The sequence below is a fragment of the Staphylococcus sp. GDY8P72P genome (assembly GCF_016890655.1).
Lineage (GTDB): Bacteria > Bacillota > Bacilli > Staphylococcales > Staphylococcaceae > Staphylococcus > Staphylococcus arlettae.
In genome coordinates this window covers 67026-93001 of record NZ_JAFEQJ010000020.1, presented here as the reverse complement: position 1 = coordinate 93001, position 25976 = coordinate 67026, and the positions used below count along the sequence as shown (strand labels likewise).

Here is a 25976-nt window from a genome sequence, read left to right as displayed (position 1 = left end):
TTATTTACCTCCTAGTACACTGTCTACGTATTCACTAGGGTTATAGAAAGTAGAGGCAGCATCTTTAATGATAGGTTGTAAAAAGTCAGCTGATAAACCGAAAATTACTGTAATTACAACTGCAACTATCGCTACTATTAACGGTCCACGGTGTTGTAGTTTAGGCTTCGGAGTATACCCAGATGAATTTCCAAAGAAGCCTTGTAAAAATATTCGAATAACCGAATATAGTACGACTAAACTAGACAGTAATACGACCATACCAGTGAGATAGAACCCTTTTTCGAATGTAGCTTGGACAATGTAAAACTTACCATAGAAACCACTGAAAGGGGGGATACCCGCTAAACTCAAGGCCGCTATAAAGAATGTCCATCCTAGTACTGGATAGTGTTTAATTAAGCCACTAAAATTGCGCAAATCATATGATTTAGTAATTTGATAAATTACGCCAACTAAAAAGAATAAAGCGGCCTTGATTAACATATCGTGTAAAGTGTAGTAAATTGCCCCCATCATTCCTGCTTGATTCATCATGGATACACCAATCAAAATAACACCAACTGCGATCATAATATTGTAGATAATGATTTTTTTAATATCGAAATAACTAACTGCCCCTACACAACCAAAAATAATGGTAAGTAGTGATAAAAAGATTAACAGATAATAAGTTAAGTCAGTTGTGTCAGGAAAGAATAAACTAGTAGTTCTGGCTAATGAATAAACGCCAACTTTTGTTAATAAGGCACCGAAAAAGGCGATAATCGCTACTGGTGGAGCGTAATAAGCACCTGGTAACCATACGTACATTGGGAAAATCCCAGCTTTAGTTGCAAAAACAAAAATAAAGACAATAAATACTATAGTTACTACGCCACTATCTTGTGGTGAAAGTTGGTTTAGCTTTTGGCTAATATCAGCTAAGTTTAATGTGCCGACAACGGAATACAACATACCAACTGCAATTACAAAAAATGCAGATGAAGTTACATTCACTAGTACATATTTAATTGTTTCACTCAACTGTACTTTAGTGCCACCGATGACAAGTAATATATAAGAAGCCATTAAAAATACTTCGAAGAATACAAATAGGTTGAATATATCTCCTGTCATAAATGCACCATTGACACCAGTCAGCATAAACATTACTGCGAAATAGTAATAATAAGTTTCACGTTCAATACCAACTGTATTATAGGAATACAAAATAATAAATATAGTAATGAGTATACTTGTGGTAATTAATAAACCACTAAATAAGTCTAAAACAAAGACTATACTATAAGGTGCTTTCCAAGAACCTAATTCTAAAACAATAGGTCCATGTTTCGCTACATTAATCAAATTAATTATACTAAAAATAAATGTGATTATAGTACCTGTTAATGCTACATAACGCTTAATAATAGGGCGTTTACCTAGAAAAATTAAAATAATAACGGTTAATAATGGAATGATTAACGTTGATACTAATAAATTACTTTCTATCATCATCAAGCACTCCTCTCATACTTTCTACATTATCAGTACCAAGTTCTTTATAACTTCTAAAAGCAAGAACTAAAAAGAATGATGTTACTGAAAATGAAATAACAATAGCAGTTAAGATTAATGCTTGTGGGATTGGATCAACGTAGTCGGAAATACCTTTTTCATAAATAGGCACTTCGCCACCTTTTAAACCACCCATAGTAAGTAAAAATAAATTGGCTGTATGTGTTTGCAAGGTAGTCCCAATAATGATACGTATTAAACTTTTAGAGAGGATTAAATAAACGCTCATTGTAGTGAGAAAACCACAAACAATTATCATAAGTATTTCCATTAGTCGCTCTCTCCAATCGTTAAAATAATAGTCATTACTGTACCGACTACTGCAAACATGACACCTAAATCAAAAAATGTCGCTGTGTGCATTTCCATTGGTTCTAATATACCTAAAGGAATTTCAAAAGGTGTATGGGTAAAGAAGTTTTTATTGTAGAACCAACTTGCTATAGGAGTGGCACCACAGAAAAATAACCCAATACCAATTAATATTTTAAAGTCCCAAGGAAATATTTTGCGCATTGTTTTGATGTCAAATGCTACAGTAATAATCACAAGTGCGCTTGACATCAATAATCCTCCTACGAAACCGCCACCTGGTGTATAGTGACCCGCAAGGAAAAGTGATAAACCAAACATTACAATTAAGAAGAAGATAAGAATAGCTGAGTACTGAAAAATTAGATTATTGTTTTGTCTATTCATAGTCAGATCCTCCTTCTTTATTAGCTTTACGCGTTGAACGTAATTTAATCATAGTATATACACCTAGTCCTGCAATTCCGAGCACTGAAGATTCGAATAAGGTATCGGTACCACGGAAGTCAACTAAAATAACATTAACCATGTTAGTACCATGTGCTAAATCATAAACATGCTCTTTATAATATGTCGCAATAGACTCAAAGTGTCGGTTGCCATAAGCAATTAATCCGATAATTGTAACTACTAATCCAGCTGCGATAGCAATTAACATATTACTCCACTTAAAGTTACGAGTTTCGTTATGTCGATTTAAATTCGGCAAATGATAGAAACAAAGTAAAAATAATGCCGTTGAAATAGTTTCGACAACAAATTGTGTTAAAGCTAAATCTGGCGCACCAAAGAAAATAAAGAATACAGCAACAGCGTAACCAACAGCACTCGTCATTATAATACTGAATAGACGAGATCGAGCACAGACAATCATTACAGACGCTAACATGATGAGTACTATAATGATTAACTCAAAAGGTCGTATATTACTGACGTTATTAAAGTCTAATTTAAATGGTGTTAATGATAAGGCAATAATTGCCAGAACTATAAATGATGTGAATAGTATAACTAAATTATTGCGTGTAAAACCTGTTACATATGAGTCAGTAAAATTACTTGAAACGTGAGATGAATATTTACCTGTTGTGTCATACCAATAATTTAATTGTAACTTGTTTGGTTGCATACGCAATAAGCGTACCCAATACTTAAACGTTAAAATTAAAATAATACCTACAATATAAATCAACAATGTTGCAAAGAATGCCGGTGTAAAGCCATGGAATAAATGGAATGATGATGGCTTACTGTTAGCTTGACTAATGGCTGATGTTGCTGGATCAATTAACGTACTCGTTAATATGGCAGGGAACAAGCCAAAGACAATTACTAATAGTGCTAAAATAGTTGGTGCAATTAGCATTAGTTTTGGAGCTTCATGTGCTGATTTTGGTAATGATTGTGGTCGGTATGAACCTAAGAAAATTTGGCCGATAAAACGCACGGCATAAACGAAAGTAAAAATACTACCTATAATAGCAACAATTGGAATTAAAATACCGAATGTATCTAAACTCAAGATGTCTGCATGGGTTACTTCAATCATACTTTCTAAAAATGACTCTTTTGATAGGAAACCATTAAATGGTGGAATACCTGCCATACTTAATGAAGTTATAATCGTTAATGTAAATGAAATAGGCATAACCGTCATTAAGCCGCCTAATTTTTTTACATCACGAGTACCAGTGGCATGATCTACCGCACCCGTTATCATAAATAAAGCACCTTTAAAGGTTGCATGATTAATCAAATGAAAAATAGCGGCAGTAAATGCTGCAATATAAAGTTGACTTTCTGCGCCTTCAAAGTGATAACTTACGGCACCAATGCCTAACATAGACATAATCATACCTAACTGAGACACAGTAGAAAATGCGAGTATTCCTTTAAGGTCTTGCTGTTTTGTTGCATTTAACGAAGCCCAAATTAACGTGATGAGCCCCACAATGGTAACAGTCCAAACCCAACCTTGAGAAACTGCATAGATTGGCGTCATACGGGCAACTAAATATAAGCCAGCTTTAACCATTGTTGCTGAGTGTAAATAAGCACTAACTGGTGTAGGTGCTTCCATTGCATCTGGCAACCAGATATAAAACGGAAATTGTGCTGATTTAGTCATCGCGCCAATTAATACAAAGACCATTGAAAGAATAAAGAATGGGCTAGTTTGAATATCTCCAACATGGTCAATCATTGTACGAATGCTTGTAGTATTAGCTGAAATTGAAAGTAAAATCAGTCCGCCTAATAATGATAGGCCACCAAATACGGTAATGAGCATAGATTTTTGCGCACCGTAAATGGATCTTTGATTCGTACGCCAAAATGAAATTAATAAAAAACTTGAAAATGATGTTAGTTCCCAAAATAAATAAAGAACAATGATGTTATCAGATAACACCACGCCTAACATTGCGCCCATGAATAATAATAAATAACAATAAAAATTCCCTAGTTGTTCTTTTCGACTTAAGTAACTGATTGAATATAAGACAATTAAACTGCCAATTCCAGTTATGAGTAAACTAAATAATAAACTTAATCCATCTATGTATAAGTCAAAATTCATACCGAATTTTGGCATCCAGTTTACTTCTTGCATAACGGTATCACCTGACATAGTTGTCTTAATATAAGTTAAGAAATAAATAAATAAGACAATAGGCAGTGGTAAGACAAACCACCCTAAATGAATCCGTTTATGTAGTCGATATATACAAGGAATAATGAGTGCAAATATAAGCGGTAACAATACCACTATGTGTAACCAACTCATTATGTTGTCCCCCTTTAAATTGAAATATGGTTTCATTATACATGATTCATCCAGTTCTGAAAAACCACTGCAAGTGTATAGCTAGTGGTTTTTAACTGTCTTGTTAAATAAGAAGAAACGCGTCATTTTTCAGATGAAATTTTTTTTATATTGCAGAGAATAATCTTCTTTTAAGCGTTGTAAATTTGTCAGTGACTTTTGTGCATGAACCGTATCTTCTTTGAGTAACTTAGTTTCTAAAGTGCTAAGTGCTTGTTGTAAAGATTCTGTATATGGTAGTTCTGCAACATCGAATGGTCTTAGTTGTGACTTTGTTGTATAGTGTTTTTCATATTGACTCAAAGCTTTACGCTCATGGAAAAATACATCTTCTACGTCAGTGGGGTTATGTAAATCACCTTGTTTTGGATGTTTGATGACTTGTTCGACTTTGACTAAAATCCGTTGCGTCTCTTCTTCTACGATAGAAACACCATAGACACCAGTTTTATGAGCAAATCTATATAACATGATTAATACATCCTTTCTTTTATGTTAAAATACTATTATCATCTTAACATGAAATGGAGAATGAAAATGACGAACTATCCTCAATTAGATACAGAAGTAAAAGATAATGAAATAAAACTTGTAATGCATACAAATAAAGGAGATATGACATTTAAGTTATTACCAGATGTTGCACCTAAAACAGTAGAAAATTTTGTAACACATGCTAAAAATGGTTATTACAATGGTATTTCTTTCCACCGTGTAATTAATGATTTTATGGTACAAGGTGGCGACCCAACTGCAACAGGTATGGGTGGCGAAAGTATTTACGGCGCACCATTTGCAGACGAATTTTCATTAGAAGCATTTAATATTTATGGTGCATTATCAATGGCCAATTCAGGACCTAATACAAACGGCTCACAATTTTTCATTGTACAAATGAAAGAAGTACCGGAATCAATGATTAACCAACTTGCAGATGGTGGATGGCCACAACCAATAGTTGAAGCTTACCGTACACAAGGTGGTACACCATGGTTAGACCAAAAACATACAGTATTCGGCCAACTTATTGAAGGTCAAAGCGTGCTAGAAGATATTGCAAGTACGAAAGTAGGTCCACAAGATAAGCCTTTACATGACATCACTATTGATTCAATTGATGTAGAGGATAAATAAAAGTAAGATCGAAATAAATGGATGAGCTTGTTACATTCTATTATGTGAGATGCGGAAGTTTATTACATGATAGTATTGTGCATTAATAGAAAATACAATGTGAAAGAACCATGTTCAGAACAAAATCTGAACATGGCTCTTTTTATTATAAGGGTTTAATTGTTTTGATGACTATTATATCAACAATTTATAGTAATTTTTCTATCGTAATATTAGTCTAGTTTAGTAATTTATGCTATTATATTATTGTTAAGTAAAACGAAATAAGGGGTTCTCACGTTGAATAATCACTACAAAGTAGGTCAACATCTTAAAGTACGTGTGACTGGTATTCAGCCTTATGGCGCATTTGTTGAAACCCCAGATAATACTGAAGGTCTGATTCATATTTCTGAAATTATGGATGATTACGTCCATAATTTAAAAAAGTTTTTATCCGAAGGACAAGTTGTCCGGGCAAAAGTTATTTCCATCGATAAAGAAGGTAAGCTTAATTTGTCATTAAAAGATAATGATTATTTTAAAAATTATGAACGTAAGAAAGAAAAGCAATCAGTATTGGATGAAATTAAAGAAACCGAAAAATACGGGTTTCAAACAATTAAAGAACGTATGCCAGGTTGGATTAAACAGTCCAAAGACACTATGAAGCAAGAGTAATACTCTTGTACTACTAACATTTCTGCATGAAATGTTAGTTTTTTGATTTTATTTTATATATAAACATGTATGCGCAAGCATATTATTATGTGAAGTGAATTTTTTACGGTAAAATGAACAAGCATTAAAATAGTGCAAGCATAATAACAATGTTATAGTGTTGAAATCATTAATTAGGAGGAAGTAAGTAATGAATGAAAAATTTGCAACTTTATTTGAAACAGTAGAGTTACCTAATAAAGTACAATTAAAAAATAAATTTGTGTTAGCTCCATTAACACACGTAACATCGCATGATGATGGGACGGTATCCGAAGACGAAATAAACTATATGGAACAACGTTCACAAGATGTTGGTTTGTCAATATCTGCAGCGAGTAATGTTACAGATTTAGGTAAAGCATTTCCAGGTCAACCGTCAGTAGCACACGATACTGATATAGAAGGTTTAAAAAAATTAGCTAACGTGATGAAAAAGAATGGCGCTAAAGCCGTAGTACAAATTCATCATGGTGGAGCGCAATCATTACCAAACTGGACACCAAATGGAGACGTGGCTGCACCAAGTCCAATTAGTATGAAAAGTTTTGGTGAGACAGAAGAACACCATGCACGTGAAATTACACATGACGAAATTTTAGAAACGATAAAAGCATTCGGCGAAGCTACACGTAGAGTAATAGAAGCAGGCTTCGATGGTGTTGAAATTCACGGTGCGAACCATTATTTAATTCATCAATTTGTCTCTCCATATTATAACCGTCGTACAGATGAATGGGGCACGGATAAATTCAAATTTGCTCGCGAAGTCGTTGATGAAGTGGTTAATGTTAAAAAACAATATGCCGATGACTCATTTATTATTGGTTATAGATTTTCTCCAGAAGAAGCAGAATCTCCAGGAATTAGTATGGAAATCACTGAATCATTAGTTAAAACTTTAGTTGAAAAACCATTAGACTATTTACATGTATCTTTAATGGATGTGCACTCTAAAACTAGAGAAGGCAAATATGCGGAAGAAACACGTATAGAATTATTACATCGATGGATTGATGGCCGTATGCCATTAATTGGTATAGGTTCTATATTTACTGCTGAACAAGCATTAGAAGCAATTAACACTAAACAAATCGAACTATTGGCATTAGGTAGAGGAATATTATTGGATTATCAATTTGTTAGTAAAATTGAAGAAGGTAAAGAAGATGAAATCATTTCATACTTTGATCCAAATAGAGAAGATAAACACCATTTACCACCAAAATTATGGGAACAATTCAACCAAGGCTTTTACCCATTACCAAGAAAAGATGGTAAATAGCATTACTACAATAACTATATAGAACATTAATGATGTATGATTATATTATCGGAAGCGACTTTCAATATGAAGGTCATTCGATAAAATTCATGCATTGTTAATGTTCTTTTTTATTTGTCGACAATATCCCATTTTAAAATAGTAAATAATCATATATAAAACATAAAAATATATCTTGAAAAGCAAAGATAGATAAAACTTAGTTAGATTGTTTTGCCTTTTAAAGACGATTAACTAGCGTCATAACCGGATCAATACATATTTTGTAGTGCACTGTTTTATCCTAAAAAGAGTATTTTAGGGATTTTTTAGGAAAATAGTTTCAGTAACACGGTAAATACGTTATGCTAATGTTATGAATTATCGAGGCAATATTGCCATAAATTTTTTAAAGGGGAGATATCATGACAAAATCAGAAGAAATCATTGAGCTTACAAATCATTACGGAGCGCACAATTATGTTCCTCTACCAATTGTAATCTCTGAGGCTGAAGGGGTATGGGTAACAGACCCAGAAGGTAGCAAATATATGGATATGTTAGCTGCATATTCAGCAGTTAACCAAGGTCACCGTCATCCTAAAGTCATCCAAGCATTAAAAGATCAAGCAGATAAAGTTACGCTTGTATCACGTGCTTTTCATAGTGATAACTTAGGAGCATGGTATGAAAAAATTTGTAAATTAGCAGGTAAAGATAAAGCATTACCAATGAATACAGGAGCTGAAGCAGTAGAAACGGCATTAAAAGCTGCAAGACGTTGGGCATATGATGTGAAAAAAATAGAGCCTGATCAAGCAGAAATCATTGCTTTTAATGGTAATTTCCATGGCCGTACAATGGCACCTGTATCTTTATCATCAGAAGCAGAATATCAACGTGGATATGGCCCATTATTAGATGGTTTCCGTAAAGTTGATTTTGGAGATATCGAAGCTGTAAAAGCAGCAATCAATGATAATACTGCAGCAATCTTAATTGAACCTGTCCAAGGTGAAGCGGGAATAAATGTACCGCCAGAAGGATACTTAAAAGAAATTAGAGAGTTATGTGACGAACATAATGTATTATTTATAGCTGATGAAATTCAAGCAGGTTTAGGACGCTCAGGTAAAATGTTTGCAACAGACTGGGATAATGTTAAGCCAGACGTTTATATTTTAGGAAAAGCTTTAGGCGGAGGCGTTTTCCCAATTTCAGTTGTGCTAGCAGATGAAGAAGTTTTAGGCGTATTTACACCAGGTTCACACGGTTCAACATTTGGTGGTAACCCATTAGCTTGTGCAGCTTCATTAGCAGCATTAGATGTAATTGTCGATGAAGATTTACCAGGTCGCTCATTAGAGCTAGGGGAATACTTTAAAGCGGAATTACAAAAGATTGAACACCCAGCGATTAAAGAAGTTAGAGGTCGTGGTTTATTTATTGGCATTGAATTACATGAAAATGCCAGACCTTATTGTGAAGCATTAAAAGAGCAAGGCATTTTATGTAAAGAAACACATGATACTGTAATTAGATTTGCACCACCATTAGTCATCACAAAAGAAGAATTAGACCTAGCATTAGACAAAGTGAAAAACGTTTTTGAATAATAAAAAAATTTGATATATAACTTTTTTTAATCCCTTTAAAAAGGCAAAAGTTATGTTACAATTAGCAATGAAAGCGAAATCATTAGTTACGAAAAAGAGGCGAAATGAATCATGACTGAGAATAATAATTTGGTGACTTCTACGCAAGGTATTATTAAAGAGGCTTTAAACAAATTGGGATTTGATGATGGTATGTATGATTTAGTCAAAGAACCACTTAGATTCCTACAAGTACGAATTCCAGTACGAATGGATGATGGGACTGTTAAAACATTTACTGGTTATCGTGCACAACATAATGACGCAGTTGGTCCAACAAAAGGTGGCGTAAGATTCCACCCTGATGTGGATGAAGAAGAAGTTAAAGCGTTATCTATGTGGATGACACTAAAATGTGGCATTGTTGATTTACCTTATGGTGGAGGTAAAGGTGGAATCATATGTGACCCACGTCAAATGAGTATCCATGAAGTAGAGAGATTATCACGTGGTTATGTACGCGCAATTTCACAATTCGTTGGTCCAACAAAAGATATACCAGCGCCAGATGTGTTTACAAACTCACAAATTATGGCTTGGATGATGGACGAGTATAGCTCACTTGATAAATTTAATTCACCAGGTTTTATTACAGGTAAACCAATTGTACTTGGTGGTTCACAAGGACGCGATCGTTCTACAGCTTTAGGTGTTGTTATTGCAATTGAACAAGCAGCCAAAAGAAGAGGCATGGATGTTAAAGGTGCACGAGTTGTTATACAAGGATTTGGTAATGCTGGTAGTTTCTTAGCTAAATTCTTATATGACTTAGGTGCTAAAATTGTAGGTATTTCCGATGCTTATGGTGCGTTACATGATCCAGAAGGTTTAGATATTGATTATTTATTAGATAGAAGAGACAGTTTTGGTACTGTGACAAATTTATTCGAAGATACAATTTCTAATAAAGAGTTATTTGAAATTGATTGTGATATCTTAGTTCCTGCAGCAATTGCTAATCAAATTACAGGCGATAATGCAAATGATATTAAAGCTGATGTAGTTGTTGAAGCAGCTAACGGACCTACAACACCAGAAGGTACTAAGATTTTAACTGAACGCGGTATTTTACTTGTACCTGACGTACTAGCGAGTGCGGGTGGCGTAACAGTTTCATACTTTGAATGGGTACAAAATAACCAAGGTTATTATTGGCCAGAAGACGAAGTTAATGAAAAATTACGTGAAAAATTAATTACAGCATTTGATACGATTTATGAGTTATCACAAAATCGTAAAATTGATATGCGCTTAGCAGCGTACATTGTCGGACTTAAGCGTACAGCAGAAGCGGCACGTTATCGTGGATGGGCTTAAGCCTTATACTTATAAATAATTAAGAGGGTAGAACAAAATATGTTCTACCCTCTTTTTGCTATCGTAAGTTGATAGTATACTATTTCGCTTGTTCAAAAAATGATGACTTCGCCATTTATGAAGGCACAAGTATTGTTATAAATTTATATTATTATAGTGCAAGTATCGTTATTTATCATTAGCAATAACTTGTTCGTAGACATCAGGATAATTTGTGAATACGCCATTAACACCGTATTTATTTAATCTTTCCATATCTGCTTTAGTATTGACTGTAAATGGATGGACGAGTAGTCCTGCTTTTTTTAAGTTTTTCACATTGTCTTTAGTTAAATCTGTATATTCAGGTCCTACACCTATGGCGTAACTTCTAATTGCATTTAAATCTGCTTGAGTTAAGTTAGGTAATTCACCTTTATCAAGTAAGCGGATTAAAGGGATATTAGCATTTTGCGCTTGGACTTTTTGTAAACTTGCTTGTGAAAATGATTGAATTAATACATGGCCGTTTGATAAAGAATTTTGTGTCAGTAAATGATGCTTATCTAATGAAGCTAATAATTTTTCTTCCATACCCGGATAGACATCTGGTGATTTAGTTTCAATATAATAATTAGCATTACTGCCATATCGTTCTAACACTTCGTCTAGTGTTGGAACTTTTTGGCCTTCATATGAAGGGTCGGCATATTGTGGATTATTGGCATTAAATTTACTTCCAGCATCAAGTTCTTTAATTTCTTTTAAAGTATGTTCATCGACCCTACCAGTTCCGTTAGTAGTACGATCCAATGTTTCATCATGCATAACTACTAAATGACCGTCTTTTGTCATTTGTAAATCTAATTCTATATATGATGCACCCATTTCATTATGACTTTTGTCATAAGCTGCAAAAGTATGTTCAGGGGCATAGCCACTCGCACCACGATGTGCAATTGTTGTGTATTTTTCACCTGTTGGATTATGTATAGCACGATATGCTTTGTTTTGAGTTGCTTGTGATGATTGGTTAACTTGTTGTGTAGCTTGCTGATTCGCATTGTTACTATTTGCTTGGATATCTGGGGTTGTAAAACTTGATAGAGCTAAAATTGAAAAACCACTGACAAATAATCGTTTTGTATATTTCATACCTTCACTCCTCATAATAAACTGTATATTAACCATACAAAAAACAGATTAAAAAATAAATATATTTTACACCTTTTTAATTTAAGTTAAATAAAAACAATTAATAAATTAAAGAAGGTTAAAAAAGTATAAAAATGTTTACAATAAGTAAATAGATACGAAGTATTGTTAATAATGTAATGTCAGCTTAAAGAATGTTATTACAAAGATGATAATTATCGGTCATTACCGATAACTGCATTATAAATAACTAGATAAGTTGTACATATGTCATTAACACCTAACTTAGCATTTTTAATTTGTGAGGACTTTTAAGGATAGGGGTGTTGAGAGGTGCGAGCGTTATTTACTAGAGAAATAGCTAATACTTAAAATTGCTAAACTACATGCGATAAGACGTTGTGCTGTATTCATAATAGCACTCCTACATTAGCTGTTAAGTTATAAATATTAAACTAAAATAATAAAAGCATAAAAACCATTTCAATAAATGATTTTTATGCTTTTATATAATTATTTCAGTTGTGCTTTAATTTGTTTAATTTGCTGTTTAACTGCTTCTTGACCTGTAGAACCGTAACTAATTCTGCGACTCACGCAGTTTGCAGGTGTTAAGAATGTAAAAATATCATCTTCTATTAATGGATGTGCCTCTTGATATTTTGACAAAGGGACATCAAGTAAATATTTATTATTTTGAATACACCATAATACTAATTTCCCTACGATTTCGTGTGCAGTTCTAAACGGTACATCTTTAGTTACTAAATAATCTGCGAGTTCAGTGGCGTTAGAAAAGTCATTATTCACAGTTTGTTGTAAATGTTCAACGTTAACAGTCATTGAATCGACCATTCCTTCAAAAATACGCAGTGAACCTTTTAATGTATGAAGGGCATCAAACAAACCTTCTTTATCTTCTTGCATATCTTTGTTATAAGCGAGTGGTAATCCTTTCAATGTCATCAACATACTCATTAAATGACCAGTTGTTCTACCAACTTTACCTCTTATAAGCTCTGCCATATCAGGGTTTTTCTTTTGAGGCATAATTGATGAACCAGTTGAAAAAGCATCGGATAACGTCACGAAGTTTGCTTCCGCAGAAGACCAAAAAATAATTTCTTCCGCAAAACGAGACAAGTGAACCATCGTTAATGATATATTATGCAACGTTTCGACAATATAATCACGATCACTTACAGCATCCATACTATTTTCATATAGCGAACTAAACCCTAATAATGATTGAGTTTCATGTCTATCTATTGGATAGGTCGTACCACTTAAAGCAGCAGCACCTAAAGGAGATATGTCTATACGTTTTAAACTATCTTCAAATCGAGATTTATCACGGCTTAACATCCAATAGTAAGTTAATATATGATGTGCAAATGATATAGGCTGCGCTCTTTGTAAATGAGTGTAACCAGGCATGATAGTATCAATATGATTTTCTGCCACTGTTAAAATACTTGTTTGAAAGGAAGTAATCAGTTCAATTAGCTGTTCTACTTCAGCTTTTGTATATAAATGCATATCTGTTGCTACTTGATCATTACGACTACGTCCTGTATGAAGTTTACCTCCAGTGTCACCAATACGCTTAATTAATTCGTGTTCAATGTTTAAATGTATATCTTCTAATGATACATCGAAAGTAATTTGGTTATTTAAATAATCTTGAAGAATGTCATTTAAGCCTTCAATAATTTGTTTGCTTTCATCAGCAGTAATAATTTCTTGGTTTGCCAACATTGTCGCATGTGCAATGCTACCTTGTATATCTTGCTTAATAAGTGTTTTGTCAAAATGAATGGAAGCATTGAATTCATCGACCCAATCTTCTGGTTGTTCGCTGAATCTACCACCCCAAGCTTTCTCACTCATTGTGGTAACCTCCGTGTAGCATAGAGTTGACTTGTGTCGGTAAACCAAAGATTTCAATGAAACCTACTGCTGAATCTTGATTGAAAGCATCTTCTTTTGTATAAGTTGCTAATTTTTCGTTGTATAATGTGTAAGGTGATTTTCTGCCATTGACTATAGCATTACCTTTATAAAGTTTGATTCTTACTTCACCTGTAACATGTTGTTGTGTACTATCGACAAATACTTTTAAGCTGTCTGTTAATGGAGAGAACCATAAAGCATTATACACTTGCTCAGAAAATTGTTTCTCAATAACTGGTTTAAAATGTGCTACATCTTTCGTTAAAGTGATTGTTTCTAACGCTTTATGGGCTTTGATAATTACTTCTGCTCCTGGTGTTTCATATACTTCTCTAGATTTAATACCTACTAATCTATTTTCAACATGGTCGATTCTGCCAATACCATGTTTACCAGCAATTTTGTTTAATTTTAAAATTAATTTACTTAATGACAAGTTTTCACCATTTAAAGCAGTCGGTAATCCTTGTTCAAAAGATAAAATAATTTCTTCTGATTGATTTGGTGTATCTTCTAATTCATTTGTTAAATCAAATGCATCTGTTGGTGGTGCCGCATATGGATCTTCTAAAATACCACATTCGTTACTTCTACCCCATAAATTTTGGTCAATTGAATAGGGAGAGTCTTGTTGGATAGGTACTGGAATATTATGTTTAAGAGCATAATCGATTTCTTCTTCACGGCTCCAAGCCCATTCTCTTACCGGAGCAAAGACTTTTAATTCAGGATTTAGAGCTTTGATTGCTACTTCAAAACGTACTTGGTCATTACCTTTACCTGTACAGCCGTGAGCGATACCAACTGAATTCGTTTTATCTGCAATTTCTACTAATTTTTTAGAAATTAAAGGTCTTGATAATGCAGATACTAAAGGATATGTACCTTCATACATTAAGTTACCTTTGATTGCATATGCTACATACTCATCACTAAATTCTTCAGTAGCATCTATGATATGACATTCAACTGCACCCATATCTAAAGCTTTTTGATAGACGATGTCTAAATCTTTTCCTTCACCAACATCTAAACAACAAGCTACAACATCGTAACCTTTATCTATTAACCATTTTACTGCCACACTTGTATCTAATCCTCCGGAATATGCTAAAACTATTTTTTGTTTCATATTGCCACCTCATTTGTAATTTTTAATCTGTAATTTAATATAACTAAGAATAACAGATAACTAGTGAAAATAAAACCATTTTTTTACATAAATATGCAAAAAGTTGTGAAAGTCGCTCTATTTGCAATTTTGTTGTGATTATTACCATTTTTGTTAGTATTATGTATATATACGTTAAAATTTATGTATAATAAACTGCATATAGCGCAACAATTAATGATATAAAATAATTTTGTTCATTATTAGTATAAGTAACAATGATAGGCTAGTTGTTTGAATAGTCATACTAAACTTAGTAAAATAATAGTGAATTAAAAATTACAGGAGGCAATTTACATGACTCATATTCAGTTAGATTATGGTAAAACTTTAGAATTTTTTGGCAAGCATGAACTTGAGCAACAAAAAGATATCGTAAAATCAATTCATAAAACAATCCATGAGGGTACTGGTGCTGGTAGTGATTTCTTAGGTTGGATCGATCTTCCTGTTGATTATGACAAAGAAGAGTTTTCTCGTATTTTAGAAGCAGCTAAACGTGTTAAAGCACATTCAGACGTATTTGTAGTTATTGGTATTGGTGGTTCATATTTAGGTGCACGTGCAGCTATTGAAATGCTAACACCAGCATTTAGAAATAGTGATGAATATCCTGAAATTGTATTTGTAGGTAATCATTTATCTTCAACATACACTCAAGAGTTAATCCAATATTTAGATGGTAAAGATTTCTCAGTCAATGTGATATCAAAATCTGGAACAACTACTGAACCAGCAGTTGCATTTAGATTATTTAAACAGTTAGTAGAAGATAAATATGGTAAAGAAGAAGCAAAACAACGTATTTTTGCTACAACTGATAAAGAAAAGGGTGCGCTTAAACAATTAGCTACTAATGAAGGCTATGAAACATTTGTAGTACCAGATGATGTTGGTGGCAGATACTCAGTATTAACTGCAGTAGGTTTATTACCAATCGCAGTTGCTGGTATTGATATCGAAGCGATGATGCAAGGTGCAGCAAAAGCACGTGAAGAATTGTCTTCTGATAATTTAGATGAAAATATTGCGTATCAATATGCAACAATCCGTAATATTTTATACTCAAAAGGTTACACAACAGAAATGTTAATTAACTTTGAGCCTTCTATGCAGTATTTCAATGAATGGTGGAAACAACTTTTCGGTGAATCAGAAGGTAAAGATTATAAAGGCATTTATCCATCAAGTGCAAACTATACAACAGACTTGCATTCATTAGGTCAGTACGTACAAGAAGGTCGTCGTTTCTTATTTGAAACAGTTGTGAAAGTTAACAATCCAAAACACAATATTACTATTGAAGAAGATAGTGATGACTTAGATGGTTTGAACTATTTAGCTGGTAAAACAATTGATGAGGTAAATACGAAAGCATTTGAAGGTACGTTATTAGCACATACAGATGGTGGCGTTCCTAATGTCGTTGTAAATATTCCTAAGCTAGATGAGGAAACATTTGGTTACGTTGTATACTTCTTCGAGTTAGCTTGTGCGATGAGTGGTTATCAATTAGGTGTTAATCCATTTAACCAACCAGGTGTTGAAGCTTATAAACAAAATATGTTTGCGCTATTAGGCAAACCTGGTTTCGAAGACAAAAAACAAGAATTAGAAAACAGACTATAAGTGAAATAACAATTCACGATTAAATAATGTGATGTTATTTTTGATGCAGAGGTTGGGACAAAATGAATTCGTCTCAGCCTCTTTTCATTTTGGCAGTAGCTGACTGTATTGAAAATGCGCTTCAAAGCAAGCTTTTTTCAATACTAGTCATCCTTGCCGGGGTGGGACGACGAAATCATTTTTTCAAAATCAGATTTCTGTCCCACTCCCTTTTCATTATAAGACTATATTAGGATAACGTTCTACTACTTAAGCATGAATTATGAAGAGAAGATTTCATTATTGTTTTAATTGTTGTTAAGAAGATTTATAATTAAGCATATTAGTAAGAATGGGGATTGATGCAATGACAGTTGAACAGGTACAACAATGGTTTGCGCTATTTGGTGATTTAGGTTATATCGTAGGTTTTTTATTACCATTTATCGAGGCCTTTTTACCTATTTTACCTATAATTGTCTTTGTAATAGTAAATGTTAATGCTTATGGATTAATCATTGGTACCATACTTGCATGGCTAGGAACAGTTTGTGGAAGTTTTATAGTGTTTTGGTCACTTCGCCAACTTGCGCATTTAAAATATATACAACGGGTGAAAGCACGCAAAACGACGCAACGTTTAATTTCTTTTGTTGATCGGCGAGGTGTTATACCTATTTTTATTTTACTCTGTTTCCCTTTCACGCCTAGTGCAGTTGTTAATATAGTAGCAAGCGTTTCACACATTAAGCCACTACATTACTTTTGGGTGTTATTAACATCTAAATTTATTATGATTGGTATGATAGGTTGGCTTGGCAATGATATAACTACATTGTTTACAAATCCAACTAAGATGATTATCGTTATTTGTGTAATTATTATTGTTTGGTTACTTGGTCGAAAGTTAGAACAACATTTTATGCATAATTCTAAGGAGTGACCACGTGAAAAAGTTAGTGAAAAATTTGATTTCTATTATAATAGCGATTATTATAGTTTTATTGATTCAAGCATTCGTTATTACTGGTATAGTCGTTCATAAACAAGGTATGTCGCCTACATTGTCGACGGGAGACCGTCTTATTGTAAATAAAGTAGCACCATTAATAAAGCAATTAGATAATGGTGATATTGTGATGTATCGTCAAAATGATAAGGTAAACGTAAGCAGAATTATTGGAGTACCAGGAGATTCTATCGCTTATAAGAAGGGAACGCTTTATAAAGATGATAGACAAATAAAGGAACCTTATGCTAATAATAGAATAGACGCATTAACCTTACGTAAAATCAAAGGTTCTGAAAGTGATATTGTACCCCCAAATTCATATTTTGTGTTGAATGATCAGCGCCAGCATGATGCTGATTCTCGAAATTATGGTTTTATTCAACAAAAAGACATAGTGGGCAAAGTCGCCTTGAAGTATTATCCTTTAGATGAGTTTACAGTAAACTTTAAATAAATATATGAGGTGTGAAGAGTGAGAAAAGAAATAACAGAATGGATTATATCAATTGTTGTTGCAGTAGCATTAGTGCTATTAATTATTAACTTTGTAGCCAAACCTTACACTGTAAAAGGTGACTCAATGGATCCCACGTTAAAAGATGGAGAACGTGTTATCGTCAACCTATTTGGTTATAAATTTGGTGATATTAAAAAAGGCAATGTAATTGTCTTCCATGCCAACAAAACAGATGATTATGTTAAGCGTGTAATTGGTACACCTGGTGATAAAATTGAATATAAAAAAGATCAATTATATGTAAATGACAAAAAAGTAGATGAACCATATTTAGATTACAATGAGAAACATAAAATGTATGAATATATTACAGGTACGTATAAACCTGAAGACTTTGTCAGAGATGGTAATAAAACAACGATTCCTAAAGGTAAATTACTTGTTTTAGGAGACAATCGTGAAGTGAGTAAAGATAGCCGTTCATTTGGACTTATTGATAATGACCAAGTTGTAGGGAAAGTAGCATTTAGTTTCTGGCCACTAGATGAGTTTAAATTTGGTTTTGATCCTGATACAAAGTATGAATAATAATTGATGATAAATAGGTTAAAAACATAAGAAGAATTGCTAACTAACACAGACGAAGTTTTAGCAATTCTTCTTTCTTTATCTCATAAAATATCAAGAGTAACAGAATAAAAATCTCCTAGTTATGTGTTAAGATATAAGTCAAAAGGAGTGGAGACGAGCGATGGAATTAAATGCTTATGTAGGTAGGGCTGGTACTGGGAAATCATATGCAATGATAGAACAGATAAAAACAGCCATGAAACAAGATCCATTAGGTGATCCTATAATTTTAATTGCTCCTACGCAAAGTACATTTCAATTAGAGCAAACCTTTGTAAAAGACCCAGCATTAAACGGTAGCTTAAGAACTGAAGTTTTACATTTTGAACGTTTGAGCCACCGCGTGTTTCAAGAAGTAGGCGGATTAATGGAACAACAATTATCAAAAGCAGCTACTGAAATGATGATTTATGATATATTACAACAATTTAAGGACGAATTAAGCTTATATAAATCACAAGTTAAATATTATGGTTTTAGCGAAAAATTACACGAACAAATTAAAGATTTTAAAAAGTATAACGTTTCGCCGCAACAGTTAGAAACATACATAGCAGATAATGAATTACAAACACGGACAAAACATAAATTAGAAGATATTGCATTAGTATATAAGCAATTAGAGCAACGCATTGCTGGAGATTACGTCTCTACTGAAGATAGTTTGAATCGTTTTATAGAAGTGATGGGACAGTCACAATGGCTAAAAAGAGCACAAATCTACATTGATGGGTTTCACAACTTTTCAACGTTAGAATATGCAATTATCAAAGCACTTGTTCAACATAGTAAAAGTGTCACTATTCTATTAACTACAGATGGAGATAAAGATCCATTTAGTTTATTCCGCAAGCCTTCGGAAGCACTGACTCATATTGAAACTATTGCACAAGAATTGAATATACCGTTACATAAATCAAATTTCCAAACACAGTACCGGTACCAAAATGCTGATTTAAAAACGTTGGAACACAATTTTAATGCATTACAATATGAACCAACTACGCATCAAGCAGGAGTTCAGATACTTGAAGCATCCAGTATGCGAGAAGAAATTAATGAAGTAGCAAGACAAATTATTAAAGAAAACCGCGATAAAGGTCGTCGTTATCAAGATATTGCAATTCTTTATCGTGATGAAACATATGCATATTTAATGGAATCTATTTTACCACAATTTGATATTCCATTTAATATAGATACGAAAGCGCCCATGACACATCACCCAGTTATGGAAATGATTCGCTCATTAATTGAAGTATTACAAACTCAATGGAATTTTGAGCCTTTGATGCGAGTATTTAAGTCAGGGGTACTAACACAACAATTCAAAGATAGTAATTATTTAATTCATATTTTAGAAAATTTTGTATTAGAACGAGGCATTTACGGTAAACGTTGGATCGATCCACACTATTTTCAAATTGAACAATTTAATAAAATGGGCTTAAAACGCCAACCGTTAACTGACGAAACACGTGAAGTCTATGAGCGTGTGATTAAATTAAAAGATAGCGTAATAAATAAAATATTACAATTTGAACAACATATGAATAATGCTACAACTGCGAGAGCATTTGCGACTGCTTTTTATGAAGCAATGGAAGATTTTCAGTTGCCAAGTCAGTTAATGGCTGAAAGAGACGCCCTAGATTTAGCAGAGCAACATGAAGATGCTGAAACATTAGATCAAGTATGGCAAGGGTTCATTCAAACTTTAGATGATTTAGTCACAGTGTTCGATAATCAAGAAATGTCACAACAGCGATTTTTAGAATTGTTAGACATTGGACTGGATCAGTTAGAGTTTAATATGATTCCACAAACATTAGATCAAGTCAGTATCGGTACAATGGATTTGGCCAAAGTAGATAACAAACAACATGTTTACTTAGTTGGTGTGAACGATGGTGTGTTGCCACAGGCAGTATCGGCATCTAGTTTAATAACGGATGAAGAGAAAAAATACTTCCAAGCAAACGCCGATATAGAATTGAGTCCCACAGCTGACATATTACAAATGGATGAAGCATTTGTATGTTATATAGCAATGACTCGTAGTACCGAAGCAGTTACTTTTTCATATAGTTTAATGGGTGTTAAAGGGGACGAAAAAGAAGCAAGTCCTTTTATTCAACAAATACAGTCACTATTTTCAAACTTAGAAATTGAAAATATTTCACATTTACATCAAGCGCAACCATTGACGTTAATGCAACATCCACACCAAACTAAAATTGCCTTATTCGAAACATTAAAATCATGGCTCAATGAAGAAATAGTAGCAGAAACATGGCTTGATACGTATCAAGTTATGTATCGAGATGAACGTTTAAATGAAGGTTTGGATTATTTATTAACTGCACTTACTTACGATAATGAAACAGCTCAATTAGATAATGAATTGGCACAGTCATTGTATGGCAAATCTATAAATGCTAGTGTATCTAGATTTGAAGGCTATCTAGCTTGTCCATTTAAACATTTTGCTTCACATGGTTTGAGGTTAAATGAGCGTACAAAATATAAATTGCAAAATTTTGACTTGGGGGATATTTTCCACCAAGTGCTAAAATATATTTCTGACAAAGTACAAGGCGAGTTTAAACAGTTAACGCAGCAACAAATTCAACGATTAACTACGCAAGCGTTACAAGTGATACTGCCAGAGGTACAATTCAATGTATTAAATTCAACAGCATATTACCGTTATTTATCACAACGTATTGGAGCAATCGTTGAAACAACATTAACGGCTTTACAATATCAAGGGAGCCATACAAAGTTTCTTCCACAACGATTTGAAGCGGGATTCCGTAAAAATCCACGTAGTAATGATGAATTGTATGCAGAACCATTAATTACTAAGCAAGGTATTCCAATTAATATTAGAGGACAAATTGACCGTATCGATACTTACACAGAAGGTGCGGAAAGTTTTGTTAATATTATTGATTATAAGTCTTCGAAGTATAGTGGAACATTAGATTTAACAAAAGTATATTATGGTATGCAAATGCAAATGATGACATATATGGATATTGTTTTACAAAATAAAAATCGTTTAGGTTTAACTAATGCAACAAAACCTGGTGGATTGCTTTACTTCCATGTGCATGAACCACGTATTAAGTTAGCTTGGAAAGAGTTAACTGAGGATAAAAGAAATAGTGAATTTATAAACTCATTTAAATTAAATGGGTTATTAAATAGTGACAGTACTGCTTTACATGCCTTTGATACACGACTAGAACCAAGTTTTGTCTCTGACATCGTACCAGTGGCTTTAAAGAAAGATGGTGGTATTAGAAGTAATAGTAAAGTTGCTGATGAAGACACTATTTATAAATTTATTGCACGGAATAAACGTAATTTTATCGAAACGGCTTCGAATATTATGGACGGTCATACAGAAATTGCACCTTTAAAATATGATCAAACCTTACCATGTCAATATTGTAACTATAAATCAGTGTGTCATGTAGATGGCATGATTGATCAAAAACGTTATCGTCACGTTGATGAATCGATAAATCCACTTGATGCAATACATGCTGATGATATAGAAGATGAAGGAGATATCACTAATGAATCAGATTCCGAATAAACCTACTGATGCACAATGGACCGATAATCAGTGGAAAAGTATCTATGCTAAAGGGCAAGATATACTAGTGGCAGCAGCAGCTGGCTCTGGTAAAACTGCTGTATTAGTAGAGCGTATTATTCAACGTATTATTACGGATGGTATCGATGTAGACAGATTATTAGTAGTAACCTTTACTAATGCCAGTGCTCGTGAAATGAAAGCACGTGTGGAACAGCGTATCAAAGAGGCGTCATATGATGATCCAAATAATACACATTTAAAAAATCAACGTATTAAAATTCATCAAGCACAAATATCGACGCTACATAGTTTTTGTTTGAAGTTAATTCAGCAACATTATGATGTGTTAGATATAGATCCTAATTTTAGAACGAGTAGCGAAGCGGAAAACATACTACTGCTAGAACAAACTATAGATGAAGTGTTAGAAACACATTATGATCAATTGGATCCACATTTTGTAGATTTAACAGAACAACTGTCGTCAGATCGTAATGATGAAGCATTTAGAAACATGATTAAACAAATGTACTACTTTAGTATTGCTAATCCTAGCCCACGTACATGGTTGCAATCATTATCATATCCTTATGAAAATGATGACGCACAACAACAATATTTAACGTTACTTAATGACTTAGCAATGATTTTTATCACTTCAGCGCAAGAAGCATTAAATAAAAGTTATGATCTATTTATGATGCTCGAAGCTGTAGATAAACAAGTCGCAGTTATAGATCAAGAAAGACGTTTTATGGCGGAAGTTATAGAAGGTGGGCAACTGAATACAGAACAATTAGTTAATCATCAATTTGAAGCACGCTTTCCTGCCAAAAATAAGGCAATTAAAGAAGCAAACGAGATGATGATTGACGTTTATGATGACGCCAAAAAGTATTATGATCAATACAAAGCATTTGTTACTAAGGTTAAAGAAGATTATTTTGCGCGTTCCGCAAGTGATTTAACGGCTGAAATGAAAAAATTAGCACCACGTGTAGAATATTTGGCAACAATTACGACTGATGTAATAGAGCAATTCAATCATAAAAAGCGAAGTAGAAACTTGGTAGACTTTTCAGATTATGAACATTTTGCATTGCAAATTCTAATGAATGAAGATGGAACTATATCTGAAATTGCACAGAACTTAAGTGATCAAATAGACGAAATTCTTGTGGATGAATATCAAGATACTAATAGAGTGCAAGAAAAAATTCTATCGTGTATCAAAAAAGGTGATGCGCATAATGGAAACCTCTTTATGGTAGGAGACGTTAAACAGTCTATCTATAAATTCAGACAAGCAGATCCTAGTCTTTTTATTGAAAAATATAATGATTTTTCGTTAGACGGTAGTAGCAGTGGTTTACGTATAGATTTATCGCAAAATTTTAGATCTCGTCCAGGCGTTTTGCACACTACAAACTATCTGTTTGATCATATGATGGATGAAGCGGTGGGTGAAATTGTCTATGATCAAGCTGCTCGTTTATATAATGGTGCACCGTATGATGATCAGCCGATGCCGCTTCAGTTAAATACATTAGTAGAGGATGCACAATCAGGATTAACAGGAACGGAACAAGAAGCTGAATATATCGTGCAACAAGTTCAAACTATTATGAATGAACGCGAAGTGTATGATATGAAAACACAAAGTTATCGTAAACCTTCATATAAAGATATTGTCATTTTAGAGCGAACATATGGTCAAGCAAGACGATTACAACAAGCATTTAAAGATCATGATATACCTTTTCATGTGAATAGTAAGGAAGGTTATTTTGAGCAAACAGAAGTGCGCCTTATATTGTCATTTTTACGAACAGTTGATAATCCATTACAAGATATTTATCTAGTAGGACTAATGCGTTCTGTCATTTACCAATTTACAGAGGTGGAGCTCTCTAATATTCGTGTCTTTAGCCCGAATGATGATTACTTTTACCAATCAATCGAACAGTATATGAAGCACGAATTGGCTAACAAAACGCTCGTTAAAAAATTGCAACGTTTTATGGATGATATTGCGGCATATCAAATATATAGTCAACATCATCCTGTGTATCAATTGATTGATAAATTTTATAATGATCATTTTGTTATTCAGTATTTTAGTGGGTTAATTGGTGGTAAAGGGCGACGCGCTAATTTATATGGTTTATTTAATAAAGCAGTCGAATTTGAAAATACAAGTTTTCGTGGATTATACCAATTTATCCGTTTCATTGATGAATTAATTGAACGTGGAAAAGATTTCGGTGAGGAAAATGTTATTGGTCCGAATGATGATGTCGTTCGAATGATGACTGTCCATAGTAGTAAAGGATTAGAATTTCCATTTGTTATCTATTCAGGACTATCGAAACAATTTCGAAAAAATGATTTAACTAAACAAATTATTTTAAATCAACAATATGGTATTGGAATGCAATATTTTGATGTAGCTACTAATATTACATTTCCATCACTCGCGTCTGTGACTATAAAAGCTATAGCGGAAAAAGAATTGATCTCTGAAGAAATGCGATTGATTTATGTAGCATTGACACGTGCCAAAGAGCAATTATTTTTAATAGGTAGAGTTAAAGATGAAGCTGATTTAGATAAACTCGTCCAAACTGTAGTTTCTGACAATCATTTACCTGTTAGTTATAGGTTAACTGCCCAAAGGCCAATTGAATTAATTTATCCTATATTAGCGAAATATCAATCTTCTGAGTTACCTAGGGAATTGAGATTTGAAAATCAGATAACTGACTTACCTGTAGAATTGCAACCACGTGTGACATTGAATGTTGACCATTACGAAGATATTGCTAATGAAACGGAGCATAGTACTAATAGCGCACGTTCGGTTACTGATATTGTAAACAGTGAAGCTAACCAAGAACAACAGCAACAAATATATCATCAGTTAGCTTATGAATATCCTTATCCAAAAGATATTGTTAAAGCGTCTAAACAATCAGTATCTGAATTAAAGAGACAATTAGAAACAGAAGAAGCAGGCACAAATTATGATCGTGTTAGACAGTATAGCATTGGTTCTGCTGCGTATGAGCGTCCAGCATTTTTAGCACAAAATGTAAAACGACGAGCAAACGAAATCGGAACACTAATGCATACAGTGATGCAACATTTACCATTTCAAGAAGGTGGTTTAACTGAAAGCGAGTTAGACCAATATTTAGATCAATTAGTTGCTAAAAATATTATAGCTGAAGCAGATAAAAATGATGTCAATATTGGTGAAATTATCCAATTTACACACAGTGAATTATATAACACAATAACACATAGTGATTATATTTTTAGGGAACTACCATTTATTGTCAATCAAAGTAAAGTAGATCAAAACTTTGATGAAGATGAAGATATTTCAATTATTCAAGGTATGATTGATCTTATTTTTGTCAAAGATAATCAATATTATTTTGTAGATTATAAGACAGATGCATTTAATAGGAGACGAGGCATGACTGACCAAGAAATAGGTGAGCAATTACGGCAACGTTATAAAATACAAATGACCTATTACCAAAAAACACTAGAAACCATATTAGACAAACAAGTAAAAGGCTATTTGTATTTCTTTAAATATGGTCAACTTTCGATAGAGGATTAAGGAGG

Annotated in this window: 19 protein-coding genes; 11 read left to right on the top strand and 8 right to left on the bottom strand. The window is 33.3% G+C overall.

Annotated elements, in window-relative coordinates:
* From JVU85_RS09450 to kapB, 5 genes are all read right to left on the bottom strand, one after another.
* Entirely contained in the window at positions 1 to 1497 is a 1497-nt protein-coding gene (locus tag JVU85_RS09450; RefSeq protein ID WP_107373869.1) for a Na+/H+ antiporter subunit D, read from the bottom strand.
* Positions 1484 to 1831 (bottom strand): Na+/H+ antiporter Mnh1 subunit C, encoded by a 348-nt coding sequence (mnhC1, locus tag JVU85_RS09445; RefSeq protein WP_103388111.1) that lies wholly within the window; start codon positions 1829 to 1831, stop codon positions 1484 to 1486. Before mnhC1 ends, JVU85_RS09450 begins: the two co-directional genes overlap by 14 nt.
* Positions 1831 to 2259 (bottom strand): Na(+)/H(+) antiporter subunit B, encoded by a 429-nt coding sequence (locus tag JVU85_RS09440; protein WP_103388112.1) that lies wholly within the window; start codon positions 2257 to 2259, stop codon positions 1831 to 1833. The genes mnhC1 and JVU85_RS09440 overlap by 1 nt, the downstream gene beginning before the upstream one ends.
* Complete coding sequence (locus JVU85_RS09435) at positions 2252 to 4657, bottom strand: Na+/H+ antiporter subunit A (protein WP_204172365.1); 2406 nt, start codon at positions 4655 to 4657, stop codon at positions 2252 to 2254. Before JVU85_RS09435 ends, JVU85_RS09440 begins: the two co-directional genes overlap by 8 nt.
* A gap of 129 nt (positions 4658 to 4786) precedes the next feature.
* The gene (gene kapB, locus JVU85_RS09430) at positions 4787 to 5170 is read right to left on the bottom strand and encodes a sporulation phosphorelay system protein KapB (protein WP_343283684.1); all 384 of its coding nucleotides are present in this window, start codon (positions 5168 to 5170) and stop codon (positions 4787 to 4789) included.
* Between the two features lie 63 nt (positions 5171 to 5233).
* Between kapB and JVU85_RS09425 the strand changes: the two genes are divergently transcribed.
* The 5 genes from JVU85_RS09425 (at position 5234) to JVU85_RS09405 (ending at position 10765) form a co-directional block, all read left to right on the top strand.
* Positions 5234 to 5830: a peptidylprolyl isomerase gene (locus JVU85_RS09425; protein ID WP_002509347.1), complete on the top strand. Its 597-nt coding sequence runs from the start codon at positions 5234 to 5236 to the stop codon at positions 5828 to 5830.
* A 279-nt stretch (positions 5831 to 6109) separates the two neighbouring features.
* Entirely contained in the window at positions 6110 to 6490 is a 381-nt protein-coding gene (gene ygs / locus JVU85_RS09420) for a S1 domain-containing post-transcriptional regulator Ygs (RefSeq protein ID WP_002509346.1), read from the top strand.
* Between the two features lie 190 nt (positions 6491 to 6680).
* Positions 6681 to 7814: an NADH-dependent flavin oxidoreductase gene (locus tag JVU85_RS09415; protein ID WP_002509345.1), complete on the top strand. Its 1134-nt coding sequence runs from the start codon at positions 6681 to 6683 to the stop codon at positions 7812 to 7814.
* Positions 7815 to 8218: 404 nt separating this feature from the next.
* Positions 8219 to 9409, top strand: coding sequence for an ornithine--oxo-acid transaminase (locus JVU85_RS09410; RefSeq protein ID WP_204172363.1), 1191 nt, complete (start codon positions 8219 to 8221; stop codon positions 9407 to 9409).
* Positions 9410 to 9520: 111 nt separating this feature from the next.
* Positions 9521 to 10765, top strand: a complete 1245-nt coding sequence (locus tag JVU85_RS09405) for a Glu/Leu/Phe/Val family dehydrogenase (RefSeq protein ID WP_002509343.1) — start codon at positions 9521 to 9523, stop codon at positions 10763 to 10765.
* Positions 10766 to 10933: 168 nt separating this feature from the next.
* Here the strand turns inward: JVU85_RS09405 and JVU85_RS09400 are convergent, their stop codons facing one another.
* The 3 genes from JVU85_RS09400 to JVU85_RS09390 all read right to left on the bottom strand — a co-directional run bounded on the left by JVU85_RS09400 (position 10934) and on the right by JVU85_RS09390 (position 14984).
* Entirely contained in the window at positions 10934 to 11899 is a 966-nt protein-coding gene (locus JVU85_RS09400) for a glycerophosphodiester phosphodiesterase (RefSeq protein WP_002509342.1), read from the bottom strand.
* Positions 11900 to 12412: 513 nt separating this feature from the next.
* Positions 12413 to 13789, bottom strand: coding sequence for an argininosuccinate lyase (gene argH / locus JVU85_RS09395; protein ID WP_002509341.1), 1377 nt, complete (start codon positions 13787 to 13789; stop codon positions 12413 to 12415).
* The gene (locus JVU85_RS09390) at positions 13782 to 14984 is read right to left on the bottom strand and encodes an argininosuccinate synthase (RefSeq protein WP_002509340.1); all 1203 of its coding nucleotides are present in this window, start codon (positions 14982 to 14984) and stop codon (positions 13782 to 13784) included. Before JVU85_RS09390 ends, argH begins: the two co-directional genes overlap by 8 nt.
* 336 nt (positions 14985 to 15320) lie before the next feature.
* On the opposite strand from JVU85_RS09390, the gene JVU85_RS09385 reads away from it, so the two are divergent.
* The 6 genes from JVU85_RS09385 to addA all read left to right on the top strand — a co-directional run bounded on the left by JVU85_RS09385 (position 15321) and on the right by addA (position 25971).
* Entirely contained in the window at positions 15321 to 16652 is a 1332-nt protein-coding gene (locus JVU85_RS09385) for a glucose-6-phosphate isomerase (protein WP_002509339.1), read from the top strand.
* 346 nt (positions 16653 to 16998) lie between these two features.
* Complete coding sequence (locus tag JVU85_RS09380) at positions 16999 to 17574, top strand: TVP38/TMEM64 family protein (protein WP_002509338.1); 576 nt, start codon at positions 16999 to 17001, stop codon at positions 17572 to 17574.
* A gap of 4 nt (positions 17575 to 17578) precedes the next feature.
* A complete protein-coding gene (gene lepB, locus JVU85_RS09375) occupies positions 17579 to 18097 on the top strand; it encodes a signal peptidase I (protein WP_002509337.1) in 519 nt (172 codons plus the stop codon).
* Positions 18098 to 18115: 18 nt separating this feature from the next.
* Positions 18116 to 18688 carry a signal peptidase I gene (lepB, locus tag JVU85_RS09370; RefSeq protein WP_002509336.1) on the top strand — a complete coding sequence of 191 codons (573 nt, stop codon included), beginning with the start codon at positions 18116 to 18118 and terminating at the stop codon, positions 18686 to 18688.
* Positions 18689 to 18851: 163 nt separating this feature from the next.
* Positions 18852 to 22337 (top strand): helicase-exonuclease AddAB subunit AddB, encoded by a 3486-nt coding sequence (gene addB, locus JVU85_RS09365; RefSeq protein ID WP_021458882.1) that lies wholly within the window; start codon positions 18852 to 18854, stop codon positions 22335 to 22337.
* Complete coding sequence (gene addA / locus JVU85_RS09360) at positions 22318 to 25971, top strand: helicase-exonuclease AddAB subunit AddA (protein WP_002509335.1); 3654 nt, start codon at positions 22318 to 22320, stop codon at positions 25969 to 25971. Before addB ends, addA begins: the two co-directional genes overlap by 20 nt.
* Positions 25972 to 25976: the final 5 nt, after the last annotated feature.